Below are 24224 nucleotides of genomic sequence, written 5' to 3' on the forward strand. Positions count from 1 at the left end.
CCCGCACCCCGTAAGTGGGCATGCGCTGACCTGGGCGTCCGAAGCTTCCGAATCTCACGATGCGATACCGCGGAAGCGAATTTCGGGTGCTCGTTAAACTGAGCCGACACACCAGGACTGAGCGAGGAGCGCACGTGGGCCTTGTCGTGCAGAAGTACGGAGGCTCCTCCGTAGCCGATGCCGAGGGCATCAAGCGCGTCGCCAAGCGAATCGTCGAAGCGAAGAAGAACGGCCATCAAGTGGTCGTCGTCGTTTCCGCGATGGGCGACACGACGGACGAGTTGATCGATCTCGCCGAGCAGGTATCTCCGATGCCCGCCGGGCGTGAGTTCGACATGCTGCTGACCGCCGGAGAGCGGATCTCCATGGCACTGCTGGCCATGGCGATCAAAAACCTGGGCCACGAGGCCCAGTCGTTCACCGGCAGCCAGGCAGGCGTCATCACCGACTCTGTCCACAACAAAGCGCGGATCATCGACGTCACGCCGGGTCGGATCCGTACGGCGTTGGACGAGGGCAACATCGCCATCGTCGCCGGGTTCCAGGGTGTGAGCCAGGACAAGAAGGACATCACGACGCTGGGGCGGGGTGGCAGTGACACCACCGCCGTGGCGCTGGCCGCCGCGCTCGACGCCGAGGTGTGCGAGATCTACACCGACGTCGACGGGGTGTTCACCGCCGACCCGCGTGTGGTGCCGAAGGCGCGGAAGATCGACTGGATCGCCTTCGAGGACATGCTGGAGCTCGCCGCCTCCGGCTCCAAGGTGCTGCTCCACCGCTGTGTGGAGTACGCCCGCCGATACAACATCCCGATCCATGTGCGGTCCAGCTTCAGCGGACTTCAGGGCACGTGGGTCAGCAGTGAGCCGATTGGGGACCAGAAGGTGGAGCAGGCCATCATCTCCGGTGTCGCGCACGACACCTCCGAGGCCAAGATCACGGTCGTCGGTGTGCCCGACAAGCCGGGCGAGGCCGCGGTGATCTTCCGGACGATCTCCGACGCCCAGGTCAACATCGACATGATCGTGCAGAACGTGTCGGCGGCCTCGACGGGTCTCACGGACATCTCCTTCACCCTCCCCAAGGCGGAGGGCCGCAAGGCCATCGACGCCCTGGAGAAGAACAAGGGCGGCATCGGCTTCGAGTCGCTGCGCTACGACGACCAGATCGGGAAGATCTCGCTGGTGGGCGCCGGGATGAAGACGAACCCGGGCGTCACCGCCGACTTCTTCACCGCGCTGTCCGACGCGGGCGTCAACATCGAGCTGATCTCGACCTCCGAGATCCGCATCTCGGTGGTCACCCGCGCCGACGACGTCAACGAGGCCGTCCGCGCCGTGCACACGGCGTTCGGCCTGGACTCCGACAGCGACGAAGCCGTCGTCTACGGAGGCACCGGCCGCTGATGGCCACGACCGGAGCGACCGTGCGTCCGACGCTCGCCGTGGTGGGGGCGACCGGAGCCGTCGGCACGGTCATGCTCCAGATCCTGTCCCAGCATGCGGACATCTGGGGCGAGATCCGTCTGATCGCCTCTCCGCGCTCGGCCGGCCGCAAGCTGGCCCTGCGCGGGGAGCAGGTCGAGGTGGTGGCCCTTTCGGAGGAGGCCTTCGACGGGGTCGACGTCGCCATGTTCGACGTCCCCGACGAGGTCTCCGCCCAGTGGGCGCCGATCGCCGCCGCCAAGGGCGTGGTGGTCGTCGACAACTCGGGCGCCTTCCGGATGGACCCCGAGGTGCCCCTGGTGGTCCCCGAGGTCAACCCGCACAAGGTGCGCTGGCGTCCGCGCGGGATCATCGCCAACCCGAACTGCACGACCCTGTCGATGATCGTCGCCGTCGGCGCGCTGCACGCCGAGTTCGGGCTGCGCGAGCTGGTGGTGTCGTCGTACCAGGCGGTGAGCGGGGCGGGCCGGGCCGGGGTCGACACCCTGCGCCAGCAGCTCGCCCTCGTGGCCGGCACGGACCTGGGCACCAAGCCCGGTGACGTACGGCGGGCCGTCGGGGACAACACCGGGCCGTTCCCGGAGCCGGTCGCCCTGAACGTCGTACCGTGGGCCGGGTCCCTGCGCGAGGACGGCTGGTCCTCGGAGGAGATGAAGGTGCGGGACGAGTCCCGCAAGATCCTCGGGCTGCCCGCGCTGCCGGTCGCCGTGACCTGCGTCCGCGTCCCGGTGATCACCACGCACTCCCTCACCGTCCACGCCCGCTTCCAGGGCGAGGTCACCGTCGACGGGGCGCGCGAGATCCTCGCCACGGCCCCGGGGGTCGTCCTGTTCGACAATCCTGCCGCCGGAGAGTTCCCGACGCCCGCCGACGTGGTGGGCACCGACCCGACCTGGGTGGGGCGGCTGCGCCGGGCGCTGGACGATCCGACCGCGCTCGAACTCTTCGTCTGCGGCGACAATCTGCGCAAGGGAGCGGCCCTCAATACCGCGCAGATCGCCGAGCTGGTGGCGCGGGAGCTGGCGTGAGTGCAGGCCGCACGTATCCTGCCCGGCCGTAAATCCGCTGGCCAGTGGCGCCCAGGTTTGTAGGATCACTGTGCGCGATGTGGCCGGATTAATGGTTGGGATCACTTGAATCCGGCCACCTCCGCATCCGAAGATTTCACTCCCCGCTTCCCGCAACCGCGCGGCGAGCGGGGAGCGTCTTTGCGAACGCCCTTCAGGTGGGCGTGGGGATGCGGTGAGGGGCGTGGGGACGCCCCGGACATTCGTGACACAGGGGAAGAGCGGGTAGGCATGAGGGTGTTCGACGCACTGCCGGTTGTGCTGCCTGACACCAGACGGGTGGGTGATGACACCGGACGGGTGGGCGGTGACAGCAGACAGGTGGGTGGACTGTCTGTTTCGTCTGACGTAAATGTGACGGCCGACGCGTACAACCCCCAAGGGGGGAAGCGTGTCCAACTGGCGTGGCTCAGGTACTCGACTTCACTGCGGCACGCGGCACGGCCCTACGGCCTCCGCGTGGATCCCGTGCGCCCGGCGGCATGCCGGTGATCGCGCCGATGCCCGCAGCGCGGCCCGCCCGCATCCCGAACCAGCGCGACGGTGTCGACGACGCCGTCGCGGCCGGAACGACGGTCGACCACCTCACCGAGACCTATCGGGCGCACTACCGCTCGCTGCTCGGACTCGCGGCGCTCCTCCTCGACGACACGGCCTCCTGCGAGGACGTCGTCCAGGAGGCGTTCATCCGGGTCCACTCGGCGCGCAAACGTGTCCGTGACCCCGAGAAGACCCTGGCGTATCTGCGCCAGACCGTCGTCAACCTCTCCCGCTCGGCCCTGCGCCGCCGCATCCTCGGCCTCAAGCTCCTCTCGAAGCCGATGCCGGACATGGCCAGCGCGGAGGAGGGCGCCTACGACCTGCTGGAGCGCGACTCCCTCATCAAGGCGATGAAGGGTCTGCAGCGCCGCCAGCGCGAGGTCCTGGTCCTGCGCTACTTCGCGGACATGACCGAGGCGCAGGTCGCCGAGTCGCTCGGCATATCGCTGGGCTCGGTGAAGGCGTACGGCTCGCGCGGTATCGCCGCCCTCCGCATCGCGATGGAGGCGTCGGCATGAGCGACAACGTCGAGGGGCACGGCTCGGGTGAACGGCACGAGCCGGAGGTCCGGCGCGGGCCGACCTGGGCCCGCAAGGAACAGCCGAACGAATCGCACGCTGGGAACGGAACTGTGAACCACGGCCCCGACGAACCGAGCCCCACCGGGCCGAGCCTCGACGGGCAGCACCCCGAGAACGCGGAGGGGCAGGCACCCGAGGGGCGTACCCCCGACGGGGACAACCCCGAAGGGTTCGACCCGGACGAGCTGGCCCTGCGCCGGCTGCTCCACCAGGCCGTCCAGGAGGTCGAGCCGCGCGACGGCACACTCGACCACCTGCGCAAGGCGGTACCGGCCCGCCGGGCCCGCAAGCGCCAGGCCGTCGTCGGCATGGCCGCCGCCGCCCTCTTCTTCGGCACCGCCATCCCGGCCCTCGTCCACGTCTCGAACTCCACCGGCTCGAACGCGGACCCGTCCATCATGGGCAACAGCTCACAGGCCCAGGGCGGCACCAGCTCGGGCAAGAACCCGGACGGCGGCTCCAGCACCTCCGGCGGCTCCTCGGGCCAGGCCTCGCAGAACCCGGGCGGCCACAAGAACGACGGCTCGGGCAAGACCCCCGGCGCGGGCACAGTCAGCGCCAACCCCTCGGCCAGCACCGGGACGGCCGCGCCCCTCTGCACGGCCGAGCAGTTCGGCGCGTCCAACTCGACGGTGGACGCCCCCGACTCGGCCGGTATCGTCTACGGCACGTTCACCGTCACCAACACGTCCAGCACGAGCTGTACCGTCGGCGGCCCCGGCACCGTGGGGACCGCCGCGCAGGGGGCCGCCGACTCCACCAAGATCAGCGTGGCGCAGCACAGCTCCGGGGATGTGGCGTCGGGGCTGCCCGACCCGTCGACGGAGGCCTCCCAGCTCGTGCTGCTGCCGGGCTCCGCCTACCGGATCAAGTTCGCCTGGGTGCCCTCCGAGACCTGCCCCACCAGCAGCACGAGCACCGGCGGCACGAGCACCGGCGGTACGACGGCCAGCCCGTCGCCCAGCGAGGACACCAGCACCAGCACCGGGTCCACGACCGGCGACACCGGCACGTCCACCCAGCTGCTCGAGGACGGCACGCTCGACGGCAGTGTCGTGGTCTCCCACACGGCGGAGGGGGGCTCGCCGACGGTCTCGGCGACGGTGTCCAACGCGTGCGCGGGGACGGTCTACCGGACGGGTGTGCTGGCGGGATCGTAAGCCGGTCGTTCGCCGTCAGAGGGTCGTTGTCGGTCGTTCGTCGTCGGTCACGGGGGACCGGCACCGGTGTCAGACCACGGTGACGCGTACCGCTTCCTCCGTGTCCTCCTCGGACACCAGGCCCAGTTCCGCGTCGCGCGCGAACTCCACCTCGCGGCGCAGCAGCCGGAACCACATGAAGACGACGAAGCCCGCGAAGACGAACCACTCGCCGGTGTAGCCGAGGTTCTGGAACGCCTTCAGGTCGAGACCGGTGTTCGCGGGCGCGGTCGCCGGTACGGCCGTCATCCCGGAGTCGCCCTTGTCGAGCGTGATCCACGCGTCGTACAGCTGGTAGGGCACGAGGTTCACCAGCGAGGCCGCGCTGATCGCGGCGGTCTGGCCGGACGGCAGCCCGCCCTGGGCGCTGACGCCGTTGTCGCCCGGGGTCTCGGACGCCTGGAGCGAGCCGGTGACGGTGACCTCGCCGGTCGGCGCGGCCGGTGCCTTCGCGGCGTCGGGCTTTCCGGGCAGCCAGCCGCGGACGACGGGCAGGGCCTTGCCGCCGTCGGTGCGCAGCAGGGTCAGGACGTAGTAGCCGTTCTTCCCGTCCAACTGGCGGTCGGGGACGAGGAGTTGCTTGCCGTACCGGCCGGTCGCCGTGGTCTGTCGGCCCGAGGTGCTCTGGTCGACCGGCAGCAGTGAGGCGAGGGGGCGCGCGGCTTCCGTGCGGTCGGTCTCGACCTGCTTGGTGGCCTGGTGGCTGCTGTCCACGCGCGCCTGGAACCGGCTCAGCTGCCACGACCCCATGAAGACGCAGAAGGGGATGGCGAGCAGTACGAAGACGTTGATGCCCCACCAGCGCGATGTCAGCAGAAACCGGTACACGACTCCCACGGTACGGGGCTCCCGTAAGGCTCTCGGCCCGGGGGTCCGCCCGAAGGTTCACCCGGCGTCGGCAATGCTCCGGCCGGGTCTTGGTCGAAGTTATCCACAGGCTGAGGATCCGACCAGTGCAATGTCTGTGTGGGCGGGCAGTATGGGGCCATGACTGAGAGCAACGGGTCCGAGTACACACCGGACTGGGAGAAGCGCTTCCGGGCGCCCCGAGTGTCCCTGCCCGACTGGGCGGAGGACGCACCCGACCGTTCCCTGTTCGTGTCGAACGCGACAGGGACGTATGAGCTGTACGCCTGGGACCGGGCGACGGGCGAGCAACGCCAGGTCACGGACCGGCCGAACGGCACGACGGACGGTGTGCTCTCCCCGGACGGGGAGTGGATCTGGTGGTTCGACGACAAGGACGGCGACGAGTTCGGCGTCTGGCGCCGCCAGCCCTTCAAGGGAGGACCGGACGAACCGGCGGTCCCCGGCCTCGAACCGTCCTACCCGGCCGGGGTCGCCCTGGCCCGGGACGGCAGAACCGCCGTGGTCGGCCGCTCGACGGACGAGGACGGTACGACGATCCACCTCGCCCGCACCGGCGAGGAGACCACGCTGCTCTACCGGCACCGCGAGTCGGCGGGTGTCGGCGACCTCTCGCACGACGGTTCGCTGATCGCGATCGAGCACACGGAGCACGGCGACGCGATGCACTCGGCGCTGCGCGTCCTGCGCCCGGACGGCACGGCGGTCGCCGACCTGGACGACACCAAGGGCGGCACCGAGGAACTGGGCCTTGAGGTGCTGGGCTTCGCACCCGTCGAGGGCGACACCCGCCTGCTCATCGGCCATCAGCGGCGCGGCCGTTGGGAGCCCCTGGTGTGGGACGTCGTCAAGGGCGGCGAGACCGACCTGGCCCTGGACCTGCCCGGCGACGTGAGCGCCGAGTGGTACCCGGACGGCTCGGCCCTCCTCATCGCGCACAGCTTCGAGGCCCGCAGCGAGGTGTTCCGCTACGACCTCGCGTCGGGCGACCTGGAGAAGGTGCGGACGCCGCCCGGTTCGGTCTCGGGCGCGACGGCCCGCCCCGACGGCAGCGTCGAATACCTGTGGTCGTCGGCCGCCGAACCGTCCGCCGTGCGCTCGACCACGGGCGAGGTCGTCCTGGACCCGCCCGGCCTGAAGTCACCGGGATCGGTACCGGTGGAGGACGTGTGGGTGGAGGGCCCGGGAGGCCGCATCCACGCTCTGGTCCAGAAGCCGGCCGGCGCGACGGGCCCCCTCCCCACGGTCTTCGACATCCACGGCGGCCCGACCTGGCACGACAGCGACTCCTTCGCGGCCGGTCCGGCGGCCTGGGTCGACCACGGATACGCGGTGATCCGGGTCAACTACCGCGGCTCCACCGGCTACGGGCGCGCGTGGACCGACGCGTTGAAGGTCCGGGTCGGTCTCATCGAGCTGGAGGACATCGCGGCGGTGAGGGAGTGGGCGATCACCTCGGGCCTCGCCGACCCCGCCCGCCTGATCCTCACCGGCGGCTCCTGGGGCGGCTACCTCACCCTCCTCGGCATCGGCACCCAGCCCGACGCGTGGACACTGGGCATCGCCGCGGTGCCGGTCGCCGACTACGTCACGGCGTACCACGACGAGATGGAAGCCCTGAAGGCCATGGACCGCACGCTGCTGGGCGGCACCCCGGAAGAAGTCCCGGACCGCTTCGAGGCGTCCTCCCCGCTGACCTACGTCGACGAGGTCAAGGCCCCGGTCTACATCTCGGCCGGCGTCAACGACCCCCGCTGCCCGATCCGCCAGATCGACAACTATGTGAAGCGGCTGGAGAGCAGGGGGGCCGTGCACGAGGTGTACCGGTACGACGCGGGGCACGGGTCGTTGGTGGTGGACGAGCGGATCAAGCAGGTGAAGCTGGAACTGGACTTCGCGGAGCGGCACTTGGGGAAGTAGGCAGGGTTTCCTCAGGGTTTGTTCTTCTCGGGAGTGGCGTGCGGAGCGGGGATGCGAAGTCCCCGCTCCCTACGTCCCGGCACGATCCCGAGGTCGCCGCCCCAACAACTCCGCCAACCCCCGTCGAGTGGCAGCAAGCACAACCCGGTCCGAGTCCCGCAGGACATACGTGTCGGGTAGGTCCCACACCAACCCCGACCGCCGTACGTCCTCGGAGGCATCCCGCGTCGCCGTGTCCAGCGCGAGGACCCGCCACGACCCGGCGCGGAACGCCTCGGCGATGGTCTTGCCCTCCAGTTGGGGATGCCCGCCCACGGTCATCGCCGCGAACAACAGCACCCGCCGCTCGACTGGGATCGCGCCCAGGATCTGCCGCCCCATCATCGCCCCGGCGAACGCGGGCGCGGCCAGATGGGAGACGCTGCGGCTCCGGGTGAGGGCGTGCGGGTGGGCGGCGCGCAGCGTCCGGTACACGGCGGTGGCGAAGTCGTCGTCGTACAGGCGCAGTACGACCCGTAGATCAGGCCGTACGGACCGTGCGTACAGGACCGCTTCGAGGTTCGTGGTGTCGGAGCTGGTGACCGCGAGGAGGGCGTGGGCGCGGTGGATCTTGGCGGATTCCAGGACGCCTTCCTGGGTGACGTCACCGAGGATCACTGGCACCCGCAGCCGGCGTGCGACCGCGAGGCCGCGTGCCTCGGGGTCGGCCTCGACGCACACCACGGGGATGTGGAGTTCGCGCAGCCGGGTCAGCACCCGGGTGCCGATCTTGCCGAGCCCGAGCAGGACGACATGACCGCCGAGTCCGCGCGGCGGCTTGCGCAGCCCGGACGCCGTACGGAACGTGCCGAGGGCCTCGAGGACCGCGGCCAGCAGCACCGGCATGAGCAGCAACCCGACGAGACCGGAGAGGAGTTGAAGGATCTGCCGGCCCAGGGGCGCCCCGATCGCGGGGTCGTCGATCGCGAAGAGATCGAGCAGCGTCAGATAGAAGGCGGTCACGGGATGGACCTTGGTCACCACCCACAGCGCGATGGCGAGCGCGATCACGCATGCCACCATGCCCGCCAGCGACCAGCGCAGCCGCCGGGAGAAGAGCGAGGAGAAGGCGGGCACGACACCGCCCCCACGCCCACCCGGCAACTGCGGCCCGGCGTACGACACCTGTTCCAGGACGACGGTGCCGCGCCCGGTGGCCGAGGCGACGGCCGCCGCGTCGGGCAGCAGGCGCGGGCCCTGTTCGCCCATGCCCTCGGAGCCGTCCGCGCCGGCCGGGTCGCTGCTGGTCGCCGAGAGCAGGGCGAGCGTGGCCAGCCCCGGGTCGGCGACCTGCCCGGGTCCCGGCGGCGGCCGTTCCACCGCGCGCAGCAGCAGCCCGTCGGTCTGGACGACCTTGCTGGTACCGGCGAGAGCGGTGGCGGCCAGCGCGGGCGCGGCCGTGTCGGCGTCGGACAGGACGGTGGTGGAGGCGTCGAACCCGGTGCCGGTCCCGCCCTCCTCGCCGGTCGCCAACGCGGCTGCCTGGTCGAGGAGTTCCTCGATGTGCTGGCCGAGACGACGGTTGTAGAGGCGGAGCACGAGCCGGATACGGGGGTTGAGGCGGCGCGCGGTGAGGGCGGCGCGGATGTTCGTCTCGTCGTCGTCATAGACGAGGGCCAGTGCCGCCGCCCGCTCCACGCCCGCCTCCGCGAACACCGCCTCGGTCAGCTCGGCGACCTCCAACACCCGCTCCCCGCGCGGGGGTTCGGCGGCGACGGGTGCGCCGTTGGCGGTGCCGTTGGCTCGGGCCACCGCCGCGTTGACCCGGTCGCGCAGGGCCACCGAGGCGGCACGCGCGCGGCCGACCACGGGTGGGCGGGTGGTTTCGGAGAGCGGTACGACGAGGGTGATCTGCTCGCCGTAGACACTGCGCAGTTCGGCGGCGAGACGGTGCGCGAGCGCGTCGTCGCCGCACACCACCATGTGCGCACGGGCACTGCCCGGAGGACTCTGATGCGGAACGCTGCTCGCCACGAGGGAAAAGACTGCCCCAAGGAGGCGGGTGGTTCCAGTATTCCGCTGAACACCCTTGCTCCGACTGCCGTATGCATCGACAGGGAGCAAAACTCGCGAAACCATGCGCCTGCCGGAGGTACTTCACCCGTGGCCATCACCACCGAACCAGCCGCGCCGACCACGGAGACTCCGCCGATCGCGGAAACGCCCCAGCAGCCACCCGCACCGGCGAAGCCGGAGGCGCCCGCGCCCTCGAAAGAGCCGAAGGAGCCGAAGGAGCCCAAGGAGCCCAAGGAGCCCAAGGAAGGCTGGCAGCTCAACTCGCCGCTCGTGCTGACCATGGTGCTGCTCGTGGTGGTGCTGGTGCAGAGCCCGATCCGGCAGGCGCTGTCCGCGCCGGTGATGCAGAGCTGGATGACGGTGTTCGTGGCCGTGGTCGTGCAGGCGCTGCCGTTCCTGGTGCTGGGCGTGCTGCTGTCGGCGGCGATCGCGGTGTTCGTACCGCCGACGTTCTTCGCCCGCGCGCTCCCCGACAACCCTGTACTGGCCGTCCCGGTGGCCGGAATGGCGGGCGCGATCCTGCCGGGCTGCGAGTGCGCGTCCGTGCCGGTGGCCGGAGCGCTGGTGCGCCGGGGTGTGACACCGGCGGCGGCGATCGCGTTCCTGCTCTCCGCCCCGGCGATCAACCCGATCGTGCTGACCGCGACGGCCGTGGCGTTCCCGCGCAACCCCGAGATGGTCCTCGCCCGGTTCGTGGGCAGCCTGCTCGTGGCCTGTGTGATGGGCTGGCTGTGGCAGCGGGTCGGCCGCACCGACTGGCTGCGCCTGCCCGCCCACGAACCGCACGAGGGCGAGACCAAGGGTGCCGCGTTCTGGGGCTCGGTGCGCCACGACGTGATGCAGGCGGGCGGCTTCCTGGTGCTCGGCGCGATGTCCGCGGCCACGCTCAAGGCGGTGGCACCGGCGAGCTGGCTGCGTACGGCGGCCGACAACCCGGTGGTGGCGATCCTCGCCCTCTCGATCCTGGCCGTCCTGCTGTCGATCTGCTCGGAGGCGGACGCGTTCGTGGCCGCGTCGCTCACTCAGTTCTCCCTCACGGCAAAACTCGCGTTCCTGGTGGTGGGTCCGATGATCGACCTGAAGCTGTTCGCCATGCAGGCGGGCACGTTCGGCCGCGGCTTCGCGCTGCGCTTCGCGCCCACGACCTTCGTCCTCGCCATCGCGGGCGCGGTCGTCACCGGGGCGGTGCTCCTGTGAACCGGCAGGCACAGGCGGCGGTCCTGTTCCTCGTCGGCGCGGCCATGCTGCACGCGGGCTTCACCAACCTTTACCTGCGCTACGTCAAGGCCGGACTCCAGCCGTTGCTGCTGCTCTCCGGCGCGGTACTGATCGTCGCGGCGCTGGCGACGGCGTGGTACGAGTGGCGGCGGGCGAAGGTGACGAAGGCCCACGCGGAGGCTCACGGGGAGGCTCACACCGAGGCCAAGTCGGAGGCCCACGCCGAGGGCGACGGTCACGAGGGTGATGCCCACGAGGGTCACGTGCACCGCGAACCCCGTATCGCCTGGCTCCTGGTCCTCCCCCTCTTCGCCCTGATCCTGGTCGCCCCGCCGGCCCTCGGTTCCTACAGCGCGGTCCGCACGGGCACGGCCCTCATGAAGCCCTACGGCCTCTCGAAGCTGCCCGACAGCAACCCGCTCACCATCGGCCTGGTCGACTACGCGAGCCGGGCGGTCTACGACCACGGGCGTTCCCTCGGAACCCGCCAGCTCAAGGTCACCGGCTTCATAGCGCTGGACAAGTCCGGTGCCCCGTTCCTCGTCCGCATGGCCCTCAACTGCTGTGCCGCCGACGCCCAGCCGGTCAAGATCGCTCTAACGGGCAAGATCCCGCCGGTACTTCAGCCGGACACCTGGCTGGAGGTCACCGGCACGTACAGCGCCAAGCAGACCAAGGACCCCATCAACAACGGCCCGATCCCCTACTTCCAGGTCGCCCTGGCCAAACCGGTCCCGACGCCGAAGGACCCGTACGACGAGAGCTGGAACCAGTAACCCGCTCGGTCTCAGCCGAGGTTGGCCACGGCGGCGGCCATCATCGACTCGGCTGCCTCCTCTGCCAGGCCCGGCGGTACGACCAGGAGGTCCCAGCGGCCGCGGCCGGGAGTGAGCAGGGTGACGGTGTTCGGGGCGTGCACGGCGGTGGTCCGGTGCAGTCGTACGACCTGGTTGTGCACGAGCATCCGGCCGGGGGCGGCGGACCAGATCGTGCCGTTCACGGTGACGCTGACGATGTGACCCCAGGTCCGGGGGAGCCCGGCGAGCAGTTCCGGAACCTCGGTCAGCACGTCGTAGGAGCGCGGCCACCACGCCCCGTCGAGGCGGCGCGGCACCGGACTGTGGGGTGCGAGGCGCAGTCGTAGCAGGAGATCGACGGGGGACGGGGGCGACGGGGGTGACGTGGACGGCGGGGCGATGGTCATGACGTCTCCAGAGGAGTGTGGGCGGGAGCGAGGGGCCGGGGGCTGGGGACCGGAGCTCGGAAGGACCGTGCGGGACCTGGGACTTACCTGGCTCAGTCGAACGGCGCGGGGCGCGGCACGAGGAGTCCGGGCAGGGGCCGGTCGGTGTGCTCCGGGGCGGACCAACTACGGCTGTCGGTGGGCGCGTTCATGTCGCGATCCCTGTCCCCGGCCGTCGTACTGCGGTCCGGTGCCGTGGTGCACTGGGAACGACGTCGGCGGAGAGCCGAGGTGCGGAGAACTCCCGGTAGGTCCTTACCGTACTCCCGCACCGGTGATCAAGGGCCGGGCGAACGGGGTCCACGGGGCGACGGCGGTGCCTGTCAGCCCGGTTCGTCGGTGTGGGTGCGGTGCGCCTGCGACTCGCTGGTGAGCAGCCGGAGCGACTCGCTCTCGGGGGAGCCCGGACCCCTCAGCCCCCACCCCCATCACCGCCCGCCCCCTCCACCCCCGCGGGCGTACCGTGAAGAGACCGGGAATCTCTCGTGTGCCGGATCGCGCCGGTGCCGTTCCCGGCGAAGGACGACGCCGGGGTGGATGTGTCCGCGCCCGGGGCAGGGCTCAGCTCATGAGCGTGAATGTGCCCGGTCGGCCGGTGACCGCGGAGCTCGTCGGGCGCGGCGGTGCCGAGGGGGCGCGCTGGGAGCAGGCGTGGTCGTCCGGGCGCGAGCGTGGGCCGTCGCCCTGGGAGGGTGACCGGGTCCGGCCGCTCAGCCGGCGGCAGATCGAGGACCGGTTCCAGGAACTGGGCGATCTGTACGAGGAGACCGGCGGCAGCGGCGCCCGCACGGGGAACCGGTCCCGCGCGGCGTTCCTGCGGCGGCTGGCCGGTGACGTCCGGCGGCCGGGCTTCGCGCTGCTGATCGCCGAGAACACGACCCTGACCGCCTGCGCCTACGGCTTCCCGGTACGCGGCACCGATCCCTGGTGGCAGGGGTGCGACGCACAACTGCCCGGGCACCTGCGCGACCTCGCCGTCGGGGGCGGGCTCTTCGCGGTCTCCGGGATCGTCGTCCCGCCCCGCGTGCGCACCCACTACCAGGACCGGGACTGGAACCTCGCCCGGCGCCTGCAGCGCCGGCTGCTCGCCGATCACGCGCCGGCCCTCGGCATCGCCCTGGTGCCCCGCACCGACACCGAGACACTGACCGCCTACCGGGCCTGGGGCTGGCAGGACGTCGTACAGAACCTCGTACAGGACGTACAGGGCTTCGCATCAAGCCACGTACGGACCCCCGGACGAGCCCCCGAACGGGGCTCCTCAACCGGCCCGGAAGACCTTGATCCGCGGCCGTCCGACCCCTGCACCGTGCTCGTTCTGGAGTGCTGACCGCGTCAACCCGCGTCAGGACATCTGTGCTCGCCGCGACAGAGATTCCCCAGGGGGGACTAGAGTTCCCGTACGGGGTAACAAGCTCCCCTGCGGCGGGCCGTCCGACCTCCGGCGGTCCGCAGGAAAGGTGTACATGCCCTCGGAAAGCCAGCAGCCCGCGGCCGACCGGCTCGACGACGACGACTACCCGGCCTACACCATGGGCCGGGCCGCCGAGCTGATCGCCTCCACCCCCGGTTTCCTCCGGTCACTGGGTGAGGCCGGGCTGATCAACCCGAAGCGGTCGGACGGCGGTCACCGCCGCTACTCGCGCCGTCAGCTGCGTACGGCCTCCCGCGCCCGCGAGCTGGTCGACCAGGGGACCCCCATCGAGGCCGCCTGCCGCATCATCAGCCTGGAGGACCGGCTGGACGAGGCGCTGCGCCTCAACGAGGAGCTGCGCCACTCGTCCCATGGGCCATCGCACGGGCCATCTCATGGATCAAAAATCTGATGTCACCGAAACAGAAATTCACTGTTTCGGGCGGGGCTTTTCCCGCGCAATTCCACCGCCGCGTAAATGGGTTCCGTGCTAGGCTGACTTCAGTTGCAGTTGTGGTTGCCAATTTTGAACCGGTTCTCCGGGCAGGTGATCATCACGGCGATGGAGGAGATTCGTAAAGTGCGGATCTCGTGCACTGCCTAGGAGTTAAGACATGGCCACCGGTACCGTGAAGTGGTTCAACGCGGAAAAGGGCTTCGGCTTCATCGAGCAGGACGGCGGCGGCGCTGACGTCTTCGCCCACTACTCGAACATCGCCACCCAGGGCTTCCGCGAGCTGCAGGAAGGTCAGAAGGTGACCTTCGACATCACGCAGGGCCAGAAGGGCCCGCAGGCGGAGAACATCGTTCCCGCCTAAGCACGCGAAGCTGCGAAACAGGGGCCCGCACCTTGGGTGCGGGCTCCTTTTCGTATCTGCTCATTTACTTGCCGTTCTTCGGTCACCCACCGTTCTTCGGCCGTTCTTCCGCATTCCCCGCGGAGAAATCCTCCCCTCTCCGCCCGCTCGCACCCCTAGGTGAGGCACCATGCGCTGCGTGATCGCCCGTTACCCCTTCGATCTGACGAAGAGCGAGGTGGAGGAGATGCTCAAGGGCATCCGCCCGGAGCAGCCCGTCACCGGCCCCTGCGCCGTCATCAGTCGCAAGCTGTACCCGGTGAAGCAGGTCGGCGAGGTGATCACCAAGCAGGATCGCCGTGACTTCACCGCCTTCGAGGTGACAAGGGCCCTCACCCGGCTCGGCTTCACCTGCCACGAGACGCCGCCCGCGCCGCCGGCCCCCGCGCCCGCCGCTCCTTCTGCGGACTCCGCTGATTCCACGGACTCCGGCCCCGAGTCGACGTCGTACATCGGTACCACCCTGGGCTGACGCCTCCGCCCCCACACCTCCGCACAGCCCCAAGCGACCACGCCGCCGACGTTCATCCGGGCGCGGGGTCGCTTTTCTCTGTGCCGACCCCCGCTTTCCGTGCACGTTCTGTGCCGGCTTCGGTGCGCGTCACAGCTCCTTCTCGGGCCAGTCCAGCAAGCGGGCCCCGATCACCGCCGTCTGCAGCATGTACCGCTGGCCGGGATTCGCCGGGTCCGCGCCCGTCAACTGGTGGATGCGCTCCAGCCGGTAGGTCAGCGCGCGCACGCTCAACGAGAGCCGGCGGGCCGCCTCCGCGGCCACACAGCCGCAGTCGAAGTACGTCGAGAGGGTGTCCAGCAGCGGGCGCGGACCGCCGCGCGCCTTGGTGAGCGGGCCCAGCGCGTCGAGCACCAGATCGGCCATGGCCTGCCGGTCGCGCGTGAGCACCGGATAGACCAGCAGGTCGGCGGCGCGCAGGAGGGGGCCCTCCAGGTTGAGCCGCTCGGCCAGTTCGAGAGTGTTCAGGGCTTCCTCGTACGACTGGACGACCCCGCCCGCACCCGGCTGCGGCCGGCCGATCGCCGCGCGGGCACCCTCGGCGGCGGCGTACGACTGCTTGGCGAAGTGAGTGAGGACGTCGTCCTGGTCGCCGGGCGCGACGCACAGCATCCGGCCGGCCTTCGTGGTGAGCAGGATGTTGCGGTCACCGAAACGGCTGATCATCGCGCGCTCCACCTGACGCGGCACCGGCGCGCTCTCGTCGTACGGCGTCGGGCCCTGGACCACGGCGACGGCGTGCGTGTGGGAGAGGCGCAGCCCGAAGCGTTCGGCGCGTTCGGCGAGCCGGCCCAGGTCGCTGCGGCCGTAGAGGAGGTCGTCGATGAACTCCCGCCGGGCCGCCTCCTCCTGGCGTACGGCGAGGCGCTGCGCGCGTTCGTAGCCCTCGGCGAAGGCGTCGACGGCCTGTTGCACCGCGGCGAGTGTGCAGTCGGCGGATTTGGGGGTCTCCGGCCAGGCGGCGCGGGTGGCCGCGAGATGGGCGTTGACCAGGGCACGCAGTTCGTGCCCGGCCTCGGCCGCGTGTTCGCCGAGGGCGCGGCGGGTCTCCAACTCGGCCCGGGTCAGGCGCCGTCCGGTGACGGAGACCTCCGCCAGGAGCTGCGCGTACCCCGCCAGATACTGCTCAGGTATTCCGCGCTCCGGCAACGCCGCCCCCTGTTTTCTTGACGCCCTGGTGACGCTTTCTTAGCGCGTCACCGGCATCAAGACCCTAATGAACACTGCCGGGTTCCGGCAATGCGCGGGCGTGCACCCCGCGTGCACCATGGCGCCAGGGGAGCACCGCGGAAGGTTCCGGTGCCGGACACCGGCAGGTTTCCGGCACCAGGACCGCGAACCGCGCATCCCCGTCGGCTGGTTGGGGCGAGTGAGGGAACGGGGGGCCGGGATCATGGGGGCGTTCATCGCTGCCGCGACCGGTTTTCCCGCGATCGTCTTCACCGCGGCGCTCGTCGTGGTCGTCCTCTACTGGCTGCTGGTCGCGCTCGGCGCGGCCGACGCGCACGGACACGCCCACGTGCACCTCCACTCCCGTGCGCACGTCGACGGCCGGTGGCTCGGCGGGGTCCCGGTGACCTTCGCCTTCTCGCTGTTCGTCGCCGTCGGCTGGCTGATCAGCTTCTGCGCGAGCGTGCTGTTCGTGCCTTCGGGCCCGGTGGGCGTCCTGGTCGGGGTGGCCGTGCTGATCGGCACGGTGTACGTCTCCTGGCAGACGACCAAGCTGCTCGTACGACCCCTGCACCGCCTGTTCCCCGACGAACACGGGCCGTCCCGGCTGGACTTCGTCGGGCTGACCTGCACCATCCGCACCGGGCGGGTGGACGAGGGGTTCGGACAGGCCGAGGTCAGGGCGGCGGACGGCTCGGCCGCGGTGGTCCAGGTCCGGCAGACGGGCAACGAGGCCCTCGCCAGTGGCAGCACCGGACTGCTCTACGCCTACGACGAGACCGGCGAGTTCTTCTGGGTCGCGCCCTACGACAGCGCGCTGGACCCACGGACCGGCCCAGGCGGCAACCCGGGGTAGGCCGCCAACACTTGTTGGTCTACGGCCGTTGCCCACGCGTGTGGGCCCACGACTGTTGGCCTACGCCTGTCGGCCCACGCTCGTTGGCCCACGCCTGTTGGCCCGCACCCCGCTTCATCACCCTTCTCATCCTTCGAGGACCCATGTCATGAACGCCATCACCGTGGGCATCGGTGTGTTCGTCGCCGTTGTCCTGCTCATCGCGCTCACCCTGCTCCTGGTGGTCGGCCGGCTGTTCCGGAAGGTGGAGCAGGGGCGGGCACTGATCGTCTCCAAGACGAAGAAGGTCGACGTCACCTTCACCGGCGCCGTAGTCCTGCCGGTGCTGCACAAGGCCGAGTTCATGGACATCTCGGTGAAGACGATCGAGATCCGCCGCACCGGGCGCGAGGGCCTGATCTGCCAGGACAACATCCGCGCCGACATCCACATCAGCTTCTTCGTGCGGGTCAACAAGACCGTCGAGGACGTCATCAAGGTCGCGCAGGCCATCGGCACCCAGACCGCGAGCGACCCGGTGGCGATCCAGGACTTCTTCGCCGCGAAGTTCTCCGAGGCGCTCAAGACCGTGGGCAAGCAGCTGGACTTCGTCGATCTCTACACCAAGCGCGAGGAGTTCCGGGACCGGATCATCCAGGTCATCGGCACCGACCTCAACGGCTACCACCTCGACGACGCGGCCATCGACTTCCTCGAACAGACACCGATGACCCAGCTCGACAACCAGAACATCCTCGACGCGCAGGGCATCCGCAAGATCACCGAGTTGACGACCATCGAGCACGTCCGCACCAACGAGTTCCAGCGCACCGAGCAGAAGGAGATCACCCGGCAGAACGTCGACGCCCGGGAGACCATCCTGGAGCTGGAACGCCGGCAGGCCGAGGCGGAGATCAAGCAGCGCCGTGAGGTGGAGGTCCTGCGGGCGCGCGAGGAGGCCGCCACCGCGAAGGTGCAGGAGGAGGAACGGCTGGGCGCGCAGGCCGCGTTCCTCCGTACCGAGGAGCAACTCGGCGTCCAGCGCGAGAACCAGGCCCGCGAGATCGCCGTGGCGCAGAAGAACCGCGAGCGGGTCATCGCGGTCGAGAACGAGCGCATCGAGAAGGACCGCCTCCTCGAAGTCATCGCCAGGGAACGGGAGACGAGCCTGTCCGGGATCGCCCGCGACAAGGAGGTCGAGGCGGAGCGGCGCGAGGTCGCGGACGTGGTCCGGGAGCGGATCGCGGTGGACCGCACGGTCGCCGAACAGGAGGAGGCCATCAAGAAGCTGCGGGTGGTCGAGGAGGCCGAGCGCACCCGGCAGGCCGTGATCATCGCCGCAGAGGCGGAGGCGCAGGAGAAGCTGGTCAAGGACATCAAGGGGGCCGAGGCAGCGGAGGCCGCCGCCAAGCACCGCGCCGGTGAGCAACTCACCCTCGCCGAGGCCCGGTTGAAGTCCGCCGACCTCGACGCCCGCGCCAAGCTGCGACTCGCCGAGGGCATCCAGGCGGAGGCGGCGGCGGCCGGACTCGCCGAGGTCCAGGTCCGCGACAAGGAGGCCGAGGTCACCGTGAAGGCCGGCCGCGCAGAGGCCGAGGCCACGGGGGCGCGGCTGCGCGCGGAGGCGGAAGGCACCGAGGCCCGGCTGCGGGCGGAGGCCGAGGGCACCCGGGCGAAGGTGCTCGCGCAGGCGGAGGGCGTGCGGGCGAACGCGCTCGCGGAGGCCGAGGGCGCGCAGGCGAAGGTGCTCGCGCAGGCCGAGGGCGTACGGGCGAACGCGCTCGCGGAAGCCACCGGCATCGGCGAGAAGCTCAAGGCCGAGGCGGAGGGCCTCACCGAGAAGGCCGCCGCGATGGCCGCCCTCGACGACGCCTCGCGCGGCCACGAGGAGTACCGGCTGCGGTTGCAGGCCGAGAAGGAGATCCGGCTGGCCGGGCTCGACGTACAGCGGCAGGTCGCGGAGGCGCAGGCCACGGTCCTCGCGACCGGTCTGGAGAACGCCGACATCGACATCGTCGGCGGCGACTCGGTCTTCTTCGACCGGCTGATCTCGTCGATCTCGTTCGGCCGGAGCGTCGACGGCTTTGTCCAGAACTCCGAGACGGCCCAGGCGTTGGCGCGTCCCTGGCTGGACGGCACGTCGAACATCGCCGACGACCTCGGCCGCGTCCTCGGCTCGGTCTCCACGGCCGACGTGCAGAACCTCACCGTGTCCGCGCTGCTGATGAAGCTGATGCGCTCGGACACCGCGAACGCCGGTCAGATACGGCAACTGCTGGACAAGGCCGGTGAGTTGGGCCTGGCGGACACCCCGCTGGCCGCGCTCAACGGCCACCCGGCGAAGGCCTGACACCTGGCCGAGGCCCGGCCCCACAGACGGTCCGGAACTGCCGCACAGGGGACGGCAGTTCCGGACCCAACACCCCCCGAGATCTTGAGAGGGACCATGACGACCGGCCTGGACACCGGCACCTACGAGGTCCTGCGCGACCGCCTCGCCGCACAGGCCGCCGAACTCGCCCGCCGCGCGGAAGCACTCAACGCCCGCCGCACCGAGGAGTTCGGCTCGACCCGCCTCGAACTCACCGGCACCGAACGCCTGAACACCGAGCACCCGGCCGCGCCGAGGGACATCGTCGCCGTAGGAGACGCGCTGCTCTTCGGCCACCAGGTCTCCCTCGGCATCACCCGGGACACGACGGTGGCCGACGTCCTCACCCTGCACGACCGCCACGACCAGCACCGGCTGCCCGAGAACGCCGTACCTGGACTCCTCGACGACCCGGACTTCGTGCGGGAGTTCGCCGCCCTCCACCGCTACTACCGCCAGGCCACCCTGCTCCAACTCCGCCGCACCGACGGCAAGTTGCTGGCCGTCTTCCGGACCGGCGAGAAGGCCGACGACATCCGGGTCCTGCGCTGGGCACTCACGGACGACGGCCGGACGGCGACCTTCCTCGATGCGCACGGCGAACGCGACCACGTCCTCCCGCCGTCGTACGACATCGACTGGACGGAGACCACCCGCGAGGACCTCGTCCCCGGCCGGCATCCGCACCTCCGGATCCAGGACGGGCTGTACGTCGACACGGTCGGCGGCACCCTCACCGTCAAGGTGGAGGACAACACCGAGACAGCGGAGGGGATTTACTCCGAACCGGTGGACGAGCCGCTGCAGTCGCCGGCCGACGCGGAGATCGCGTACGCGCGGGTGGGTGCGCTGGTACTCGTCGACATTCGCCCTTACAAGGAGGAGGCCCACCGCTACCTGGTCTTCAACACGCTGACCAAGGGTGTCGTACGGCTCGACGGGATCGGGCTGTCGTGCCGGCGGCTGCCGGAGGAGCAGGGGATCGTGTTCCCGGGCGGGTACTGCCTGGCCACGGGGGTGTACAAGACCTTCGAAACGGACATCGCCGGGCTGGAGTTGGAGCGGGTGGTCCGCTCGCCCAACGGCGAGGACGTGCTGTTCGCGTACCGGGCGCGGGTGCCGGGGCGGAGCCTCCTGCTGCCGTACAACATGATCCGCAAGGAGGTCGCGAACCCGCTGTCCGGGCAGGGTTGGGCGCTCTTCGACGACGGCACGCTGATGGTGCTGCGCGCTCGTGGGGGCGATGGGGAGGCGGCCCGTGTCCATCCGGTGCAGCTCTGGCGTACTCCGTATGTCTCCGACACGCACGCCGCCGCACAACTCGTCGGCTCCGGGCCGCTGTTCCGCGTCGGGAACGCCGATCTCGTGCGCGGGATCTCCGACTGTCTGTCGCTCACGGGCGCGGTCGCGGGGATGGAACCCACGGCGGAGGTGTACGAGGCGCTGGTCGCCGCGTGTGTCCGGGCGGCGGATTCGTACCACTGGCTCGGGGACGCCGAACTCGGCGATCTGGGCGGCCCGTTGGAGGACGTGCGGGTCACGGCGGAACAGGTGTTGAGTGAGTTCGAGACCGTCCGGACCCTCACTGGCCGGGCCGCCGACGCCCTCGCCGATGCGACTGACCAACTCACCGGGCTCGTACGGCGGTTGCGGGGTGAGGTGCCGCCGGATGCCGCGGGCTGGGTGGCGGGGCTCAGCGAACTCCGGCGTGCGCAGGGGCATTTGCTGACGTTGAAGGAGATGCGGTACGCGGACACCGCGCGGATCGACGAGCTGGCGGCCGGGGCGGAGGCGGATCTCGGGGCGTTCGGGCAGCGGGCGGTGGCGTTCCTGGCGCGCGAGGACGCGTTCGCCGGGCATCACGAGCTGGTCGAGGACCTGGTGGGGGAGGCCGGGGCGCTGGGGACGGTCGCCGAGTCGGTGCCGGTGGCTGCCCGGCTCGACGAACTCACCGACGGGCTGCGGACGGTGACCGAGGTGGTCGCCGGTCTCGAGATCGGTGACGCCACGGTCCGTACGTCGATCCTGGAGCGGGTCGCCGAGGTGCTCGGCGGGATCAACCGGGCCCGCGCCACGCTGGACGCCCGGCGCAGGGAACTCCAGGACCGGGAGGGCAGGGCGGAGTTCGCGGCCGAGTTCGCGCTGCTGGGCCAGTCGGTGACGGGGGCGCTGGCGGACGCGGCGACACCGGAGGCCTGCGACACCCAACTCGCCCGACTGCTCGTGCAGTTGGAGAACCTGGAAGCCCGCTTCACGGACTTCGACGACTTCCTCGCCGAACTGACCGGCAAACGCGCCGAGATCTACGAGACCTTCTCGGCCCGCAAGCAGACCCTGGCCGACGAACGCGCGTGCAGGGCAGAGCAGTTGGCGGCCTCGGCGACCCGGGTCCTGGAGACCGTGGGGCGTCGGGCGGCCACGCTCGCCGACGCCGACGCGGTCAGTACGTATTTCGCCTCTGACCCGATGGTGACGAAGATCCGCCGCACGGTCGGCCAATTGCGGGACCTGGGCGACCAGGTGAGGGCGGAGGAGCTGACCGGCCGGCTCGCGTCGGCCCGTGAGGAGGCGGTCCGTGCCCTGCGCGACCGCACCGACCTCTACACCGACGGCGGCCGGACTCTCCGTCTCGGCCGGCACCGCTTCGCCGTGAACACCGAGCCCCTCGACCTCACCCTGGTCCCGTCCGGCGACGGCCTGGCCTTCGCCCTCACCGGCACGGACTACCGAACACCGGTCAGCGACCCGGAGTTCGCGGACACCCGCAGGTTCTGGGACCGTCCACTGCCCTCCGAGTCGCCACGGGTCTACCGCGCGGAACACCTCGCCGCCCGCCTCCTCGACGAACACGGCGCACAGGCCCTCGCCCAGGAACCCGACCTCGCGGCCCTGGTCCGCCGGGCCGCGCAGCAGTCGTACGACGAAGGCTACGAACGCGGCGTGCACGACCACGACGCGACCGCGATCCTCGCCGCCCTGCTCCGCCGGTACGAGAGCGCGGGCCTGCTGCGCCACGAACCGGGCGCCCGGGCAAGGGCGTTGCTGTTCTGGACGCACGGCACGAGCCCGGAGGAGCGGGCGAGTTGGACGCGCCGGGCGAGGTCGCTCGCGCGGGCCCGCGACACGTTCGGACCGACGTCGGCCGTCGCGGATTTCCGGGCGGAGTTGGCGGAGTCGGTGGAGTCGGTCGGGGAGACGGGCGAGTCCGCGGCCGTGTACCTCTTCGACGAGCTGACCACCGGCCCCGAGGGGTTTGTGATCAGTGCGGGCGCGCGCACTCTGCTCGACAAGTTCCGGCGGGCGGTGGGGAGTTCGGCGTACGACGAGGACGTCTCGGCTCTCGACGACCTGACCGCGCGCCGCCAGCTCGTGGAGGCGTGGCTGACGGCGTACACGGCGGCGTCCGGCACGGAGGTCGATCCGGGGGACCTCGCGGAGGCGGTGGCCGCCGAACTCTGCCCGGACGCACCGCGGTACGAGTCGGACGCGCGACTGACGGAGACGGTCGGGGGACTGCTGGGCACGCACCCGCGGATCGAGGCCGGGTCCCTGTCGCTCCGGGTCGACGAACTCCTCGCCCGTACCTGGGAGTTCAGGGCGGTGGACGTCCCCGGGCATCGCGCGTACCAGCGTCGTCGTACCGCCTTGGTCGCGGCGGAACGCGCACGCCTGCGCCTCGACGAGTACCGGCCGCGGGTGATGTCGTCCTTCGTGCGGGGGCGGCTGGTCGACGAGGTGTATCTGCCGTTGATCGGCGACAACTTGGCGCGGCAGATCGGTACGACGGGGGAGGGGGGACGCACCGACACGAGCGGCGGTCTGCTGCTGCTGATCTCGCCGCCGGGGTACGGCAAGACGACCCTCATGGAGTACGTCGCCGACCGGCTCGGGCTTGTGCTGGTCAAGGTGAGCGGTCCGGCCCTTGGGCAGGGGGTCACGTCCCTCGACCCCGCCGAGGCGCCGAACGCGACCGCCCGCCAGGAGGTGGAGAAGGTCAACTTCGCGCTCGCGGCGGGCAACAACGTGCTGCTCCACCTCGACGACATCCAGCACACCTCGCCCGAACTCCTCCAGAAATTCATCCCGTTGTGCGATGCCACCCGGCGCGTGGAGGGCGTGTGGGAAGGGGCGCCGCGCACATATGACCTACGGGGGAAGCGGTTCGCGGTCTGCATGACCGGCAACCCGTACACCGAGTCGGGCGGGCGTTTCCAGGTGCCCGACATGCTCGCGAACCGTGCCGACGTCTGGAACCTCGGCGATGTCCTGACCGGCAAGGAGGCGGTGTTCGCCCGGAGTTTCCTGGAGAACGCGCTGACCTCGAACCCCGTGCTGGCCCCGCTGGCCGGCCGCGACCGTGCCGACCTGGACCTGCTGATCCGGCTCGCGGAGGGCGACGCGAGCGCCCGCGCGGACCGGCTGTCGTACTCCTGCGCTCCCGCCGAACTGGCCCGGATCATAGGGGTGTTGAGGCACCTCATCACCGCCCGGGACACTGTGCTCGCGGTCAACGCCGCGTACATGGCGTCGGCCGCGATGCCGGAATCGGCCCGCACGGAACCGCCGTTCCGGCTCCAGGGGTCGTACCGCACCATGAACCGCGTCGCCCAGCGCATCGACCCGGTGATGAACTCCCGTGAACTGTCGGCGGTGTTGGACGACCACTACACCGCCGAGGCGCAGACGCTGGCGACCGGCGCCGAGGCCAACCTGCTGAAACTGGCGGAGCTGCGCGGCACCCTGACCGACGAACAGGCCGTGCGCTGGGACGAGTTGAAGGCGTCGTACGCGCGGTCGCGATCCCTGGAAGAGGGCGACCCGCTGACCCGCGCGGTGGCGGCCCTCGGGCTGCTGGCCGAGCGGGTCGGAGCGGTGGAGTCGGCGATCACCCGGGCGAGCGGCCAAGGTTGACGGCCGCCGACCTGCCCGTA

18 protein-coding genes are annotated in these 24224 nt (G+C 70.7%); 14 read left to right on the forward strand and 4 right to left on the reverse strand.

The features are described from left to right. Positions 1 to 134 precede the first annotated feature (134 nt). The 4 genes from OO70_RS10655 (at position 135) to OO70_RS10670 (ending at position 4793) form a co-directional block, all read left to right on the forward strand. Positions 135 to 1406, forward strand: a complete 1272-nt coding sequence (locus OO70_RS10655; RefSeq protein WP_043667409.1) for an aspartate kinase — start codon at positions 135 to 137, stop codon at positions 1404 to 1406. After that, a complete protein-coding gene (locus tag OO70_RS10660; protein WP_043667411.1) occupies positions 1406 to 2473 on the forward strand; it encodes an aspartate-semialdehyde dehydrogenase in 1068 nt (355 codons plus the stop codon). Before OO70_RS10655 ends, OO70_RS10660 begins: the two co-directional genes overlap by 1 nt. Before the next feature lie 521 nt (positions 2474 to 2994). Next, positions 2995 to 3570, forward strand: a complete 576-nt coding sequence (locus tag OO70_RS10665) for a SigE family RNA polymerase sigma factor (RefSeq protein WP_043667413.1) — start codon at positions 2995 to 2997, stop codon at positions 3568 to 3570. Continuing rightward, positions 3567 to 4793 (forward strand): hypothetical protein, encoded by a 1227-nt coding sequence (locus tag OO70_RS10670; protein ID WP_043667415.1) that lies wholly within the window; start codon positions 3567 to 3569, stop codon positions 4791 to 4793. Before OO70_RS10665 ends, OO70_RS10670 begins: the two co-directional genes overlap by 4 nt. Positions 4794 to 4862: 69 nt before the next feature. On the opposite strand, the gene OO70_RS10675 is transcribed toward OO70_RS10670, so the two are convergent. Then, entirely contained in the window at positions 4863 to 5660 is a 798-nt protein-coding gene (locus tag OO70_RS10675; protein ID WP_043667799.1) for an SURF1 family protein, read from the reverse strand. A 159-nt stretch (positions 5661 to 5819) separates the two neighbouring features. Between OO70_RS10675 and OO70_RS10680 the strand changes: the two genes are divergently transcribed. Next, a complete protein-coding gene (locus tag OO70_RS10680; RefSeq protein WP_043667417.1) occupies positions 5820 to 7619 on the forward strand; it encodes a S9 family peptidase in 1800 nt (599 codons plus the stop codon). A 69-nt stretch (positions 7620 to 7688) separates the two neighbouring features. Here OO70_RS10680 and OO70_RS10685 read toward each other — a convergent pair whose 3' ends face one another. Beyond that, positions 7689 to 9581, reverse strand: a complete 1893-nt coding sequence (locus tag OO70_RS10685) for an NAD-binding protein (RefSeq protein ID WP_199827291.1) — start codon at positions 9579 to 9581, stop codon at positions 7689 to 7691. A gap of 180 nt (positions 9582 to 9761) precedes the next feature. Here OO70_RS10685 and OO70_RS10690 point away from each other — a divergent pair, with 180 nt between their 5' ends. Continuing rightward, positions 9762 to 10871 (forward strand): permease, encoded by a 1110-nt coding sequence (locus OO70_RS10690; RefSeq protein WP_043667422.1) that lies wholly within the window; start codon positions 9762 to 9764, stop codon positions 10869 to 10871. Next, a complete protein-coding gene (locus OO70_RS10695; protein WP_043667423.1) occupies positions 10868 to 11668 on the forward strand; it encodes a TIGR03943 family putative permease subunit in 801 nt (266 codons plus the stop codon). The genes OO70_RS10690 and OO70_RS10695 overlap by 4 nt, the downstream gene beginning before the upstream one ends. Positions 11669 to 11679: 11 nt before the next feature. Here the strand turns inward: OO70_RS10695 and OO70_RS10700 are convergent, their stop codons facing one another. Next, positions 11680 to 12096, reverse strand: a complete 417-nt coding sequence (locus OO70_RS10700; protein ID WP_043667426.1) for a DUF5994 family protein — start codon at positions 12094 to 12096, stop codon at positions 11680 to 11682. 607 nt (positions 12097 to 12703) lie between these two features. Between OO70_RS10700 and OO70_RS10705 the strand changes: the two genes are divergently transcribed. The 4 genes from OO70_RS10705 (at position 12704) to OO70_RS10720 (ending at position 14878) form a co-directional block, all read left to right on the forward strand. After that, positions 12704 to 13465: a hypothetical protein gene (locus OO70_RS10705; protein ID WP_199827292.1), complete on the forward strand. Its 762-nt coding sequence runs from the start codon at positions 12704 to 12706 to the stop codon at positions 13463 to 13465. Between the two features lie 136 nt (positions 13466 to 13601). Continuing rightward, on the forward strand, positions 13602 to 13961 hold the full coding sequence (locus tag OO70_RS10710; RefSeq protein WP_043667428.1) for a MerR family transcriptional regulator: 360 nt from the start codon (positions 13602 to 13604) through the stop codon (positions 13959 to 13961). Positions 13962 to 14163: 202 nt separating this feature from the next. Beyond that, positions 14164 to 14367 carry a cold-shock protein gene (locus tag OO70_RS10715; RefSeq protein WP_019063123.1) on the forward strand — a complete coding sequence of 68 codons (204 nt, stop codon included), beginning with the start codon at positions 14164 to 14166 and terminating at the stop codon, positions 14365 to 14367. 169 nt (positions 14368 to 14536) lie between these two features. Then, complete coding sequence (locus OO70_RS10720) at positions 14537 to 14878, forward strand: SCO5918 family protein (RefSeq protein WP_043667433.1); 342 nt, start codon at positions 14537 to 14539, stop codon at positions 14876 to 14878. A 129-nt stretch (positions 14879 to 15007) separates the two neighbouring features. On the opposite strand, the gene OO70_RS10725 is transcribed toward OO70_RS10720, so the two are convergent. Beyond that, positions 15008 to 16066, reverse strand: a complete 1059-nt coding sequence (locus OO70_RS10725; RefSeq protein WP_043667436.1) for a PucR family transcriptional regulator — start codon at positions 16064 to 16066, stop codon at positions 15008 to 15010. 244 nt (positions 16067 to 16310) lie between these two features. Between OO70_RS10725 and OO70_RS10730 the strand changes: the two genes are divergently transcribed. The 3 genes from OO70_RS10730 (at position 16311) to OO70_RS10740 (ending at position 24204) form a co-directional block, all read left to right on the forward strand. After that, positions 16311 to 16943 (forward strand): hypothetical protein, encoded by a 633-nt coding sequence (locus OO70_RS10730; protein WP_043667438.1) that lies wholly within the window; start codon positions 16311 to 16313, stop codon positions 16941 to 16943. Between the two features lie 148 nt (positions 16944 to 17091). Next, on the forward strand, positions 17092 to 19272 hold the full coding sequence (locus OO70_RS10735) for a flotillin family protein (protein WP_043667441.1): 2181 nt from the start codon (positions 17092 to 17094) through the stop codon (positions 19270 to 19272). Positions 19273 to 19368: 96 nt separating this feature from the next. Continuing rightward, positions 19369 to 24204: a DNA repair ATPase gene (locus OO70_RS10740; RefSeq protein ID WP_043667444.1), complete on the forward strand. Its 4836-nt coding sequence runs from the start codon at positions 19369 to 19371 to the stop codon at positions 24202 to 24204. Positions 24205 to 24224 lie beyond the last annotated feature (20 nt).

This window comes from Streptomyces xylophagus (assembly GCF_000716435.1).
GTDB lineage: Bacteria > Actinomycetota > Actinomycetes > Streptomycetales > Streptomycetaceae > Streptomyces > Streptomyces xylophagus.

What these genes read in the sequence shown, in the direction of transcription:
- OO70_RS10660 (WP_043667411.1), top strand. Translation starts at nt 1,406, where the DNA reads ATGGCCACGACCGGAGCGACCGTGCGTCCGACGCTCGCCGTGGTGGGG.
- OO70_RS10665 (WP_043667413.1), top strand. Translation starts at nt 2,995, where the DNA reads ATGCCGGTGATCGCGCCGATGCCCGCAGCGCGGCCCGCCCGCATCCCG.
- OO70_RS10670 (WP_043667415.1), top strand. Translation starts at nt 3,567, where the DNA reads ATGAGCGACAACGTCGAGGGGCACGGCTCGGGTGAACGGCACGAGCCG.
- OO70_RS10680 (WP_043667417.1), top strand. Translation starts at nt 5,820, where the DNA reads ATGACTGAGAGCAACGGGTCCGAGTACACACCGGACTGGGAGAAGCGC.
- OO70_RS10685 (WP_199827291.1), bottom strand. Translation starts at nt 9,581, where the DNA reads ATGGTGGTGTGCGGCGACGACGCGCTCGCGCACCGTCTCGCCGCCGAA.
- OO70_RS10700 (WP_043667426.1), bottom strand. Translation starts at nt 12,096, where the DNA reads ATGACCATCGCCCCGCCGTCCACGTCACCCCCGTCGCCCCCGTCCCCC.
- OO70_RS10705 (WP_199827292.1), top strand. Translation starts at nt 12,704, where the DNA reads ATGAGCGTGAATGTGCCCGGTCGGCCGGTGACCGCGGAGCTCGTCGGG.
- OO70_RS10710 (WP_043667428.1), top strand. Translation starts at nt 13,602, where the DNA reads ATGCCCTCGGAAAGCCAGCAGCCCGCGGCCGACCGGCTCGACGACGAC.
- OO70_RS10715 (WP_019063123.1), top strand. Translation starts at nt 14,164, where the DNA reads ATGGCCACCGGTACCGTGAAGTGGTTCAACGCGGAAAAGGGCTTCGGC.
- OO70_RS10720 (WP_043667433.1), top strand. Translation starts at nt 14,537, where the DNA reads ATGCGCTGCGTGATCGCCCGTTACCCCTTCGATCTGACGAAGAGCGAG.
- OO70_RS10730 (WP_043667438.1), top strand. Translation starts at nt 16,311, where the DNA reads ATGGGGGCGTTCATCGCTGCCGCGACCGGTTTTCCCGCGATCGTCTTC.
- OO70_RS10735 (WP_043667441.1), top strand. Translation starts at nt 17,092, where the DNA reads ATGAACGCCATCACCGTGGGCATCGGTGTGTTCGTCGCCGTTGTCCTG.
- OO70_RS10740 (WP_043667444.1), top strand. Translation starts at nt 19,369, where the DNA reads ATGACGACCGGCCTGGACACCGGCACCTACGAGGTCCTGCGCGACCGC.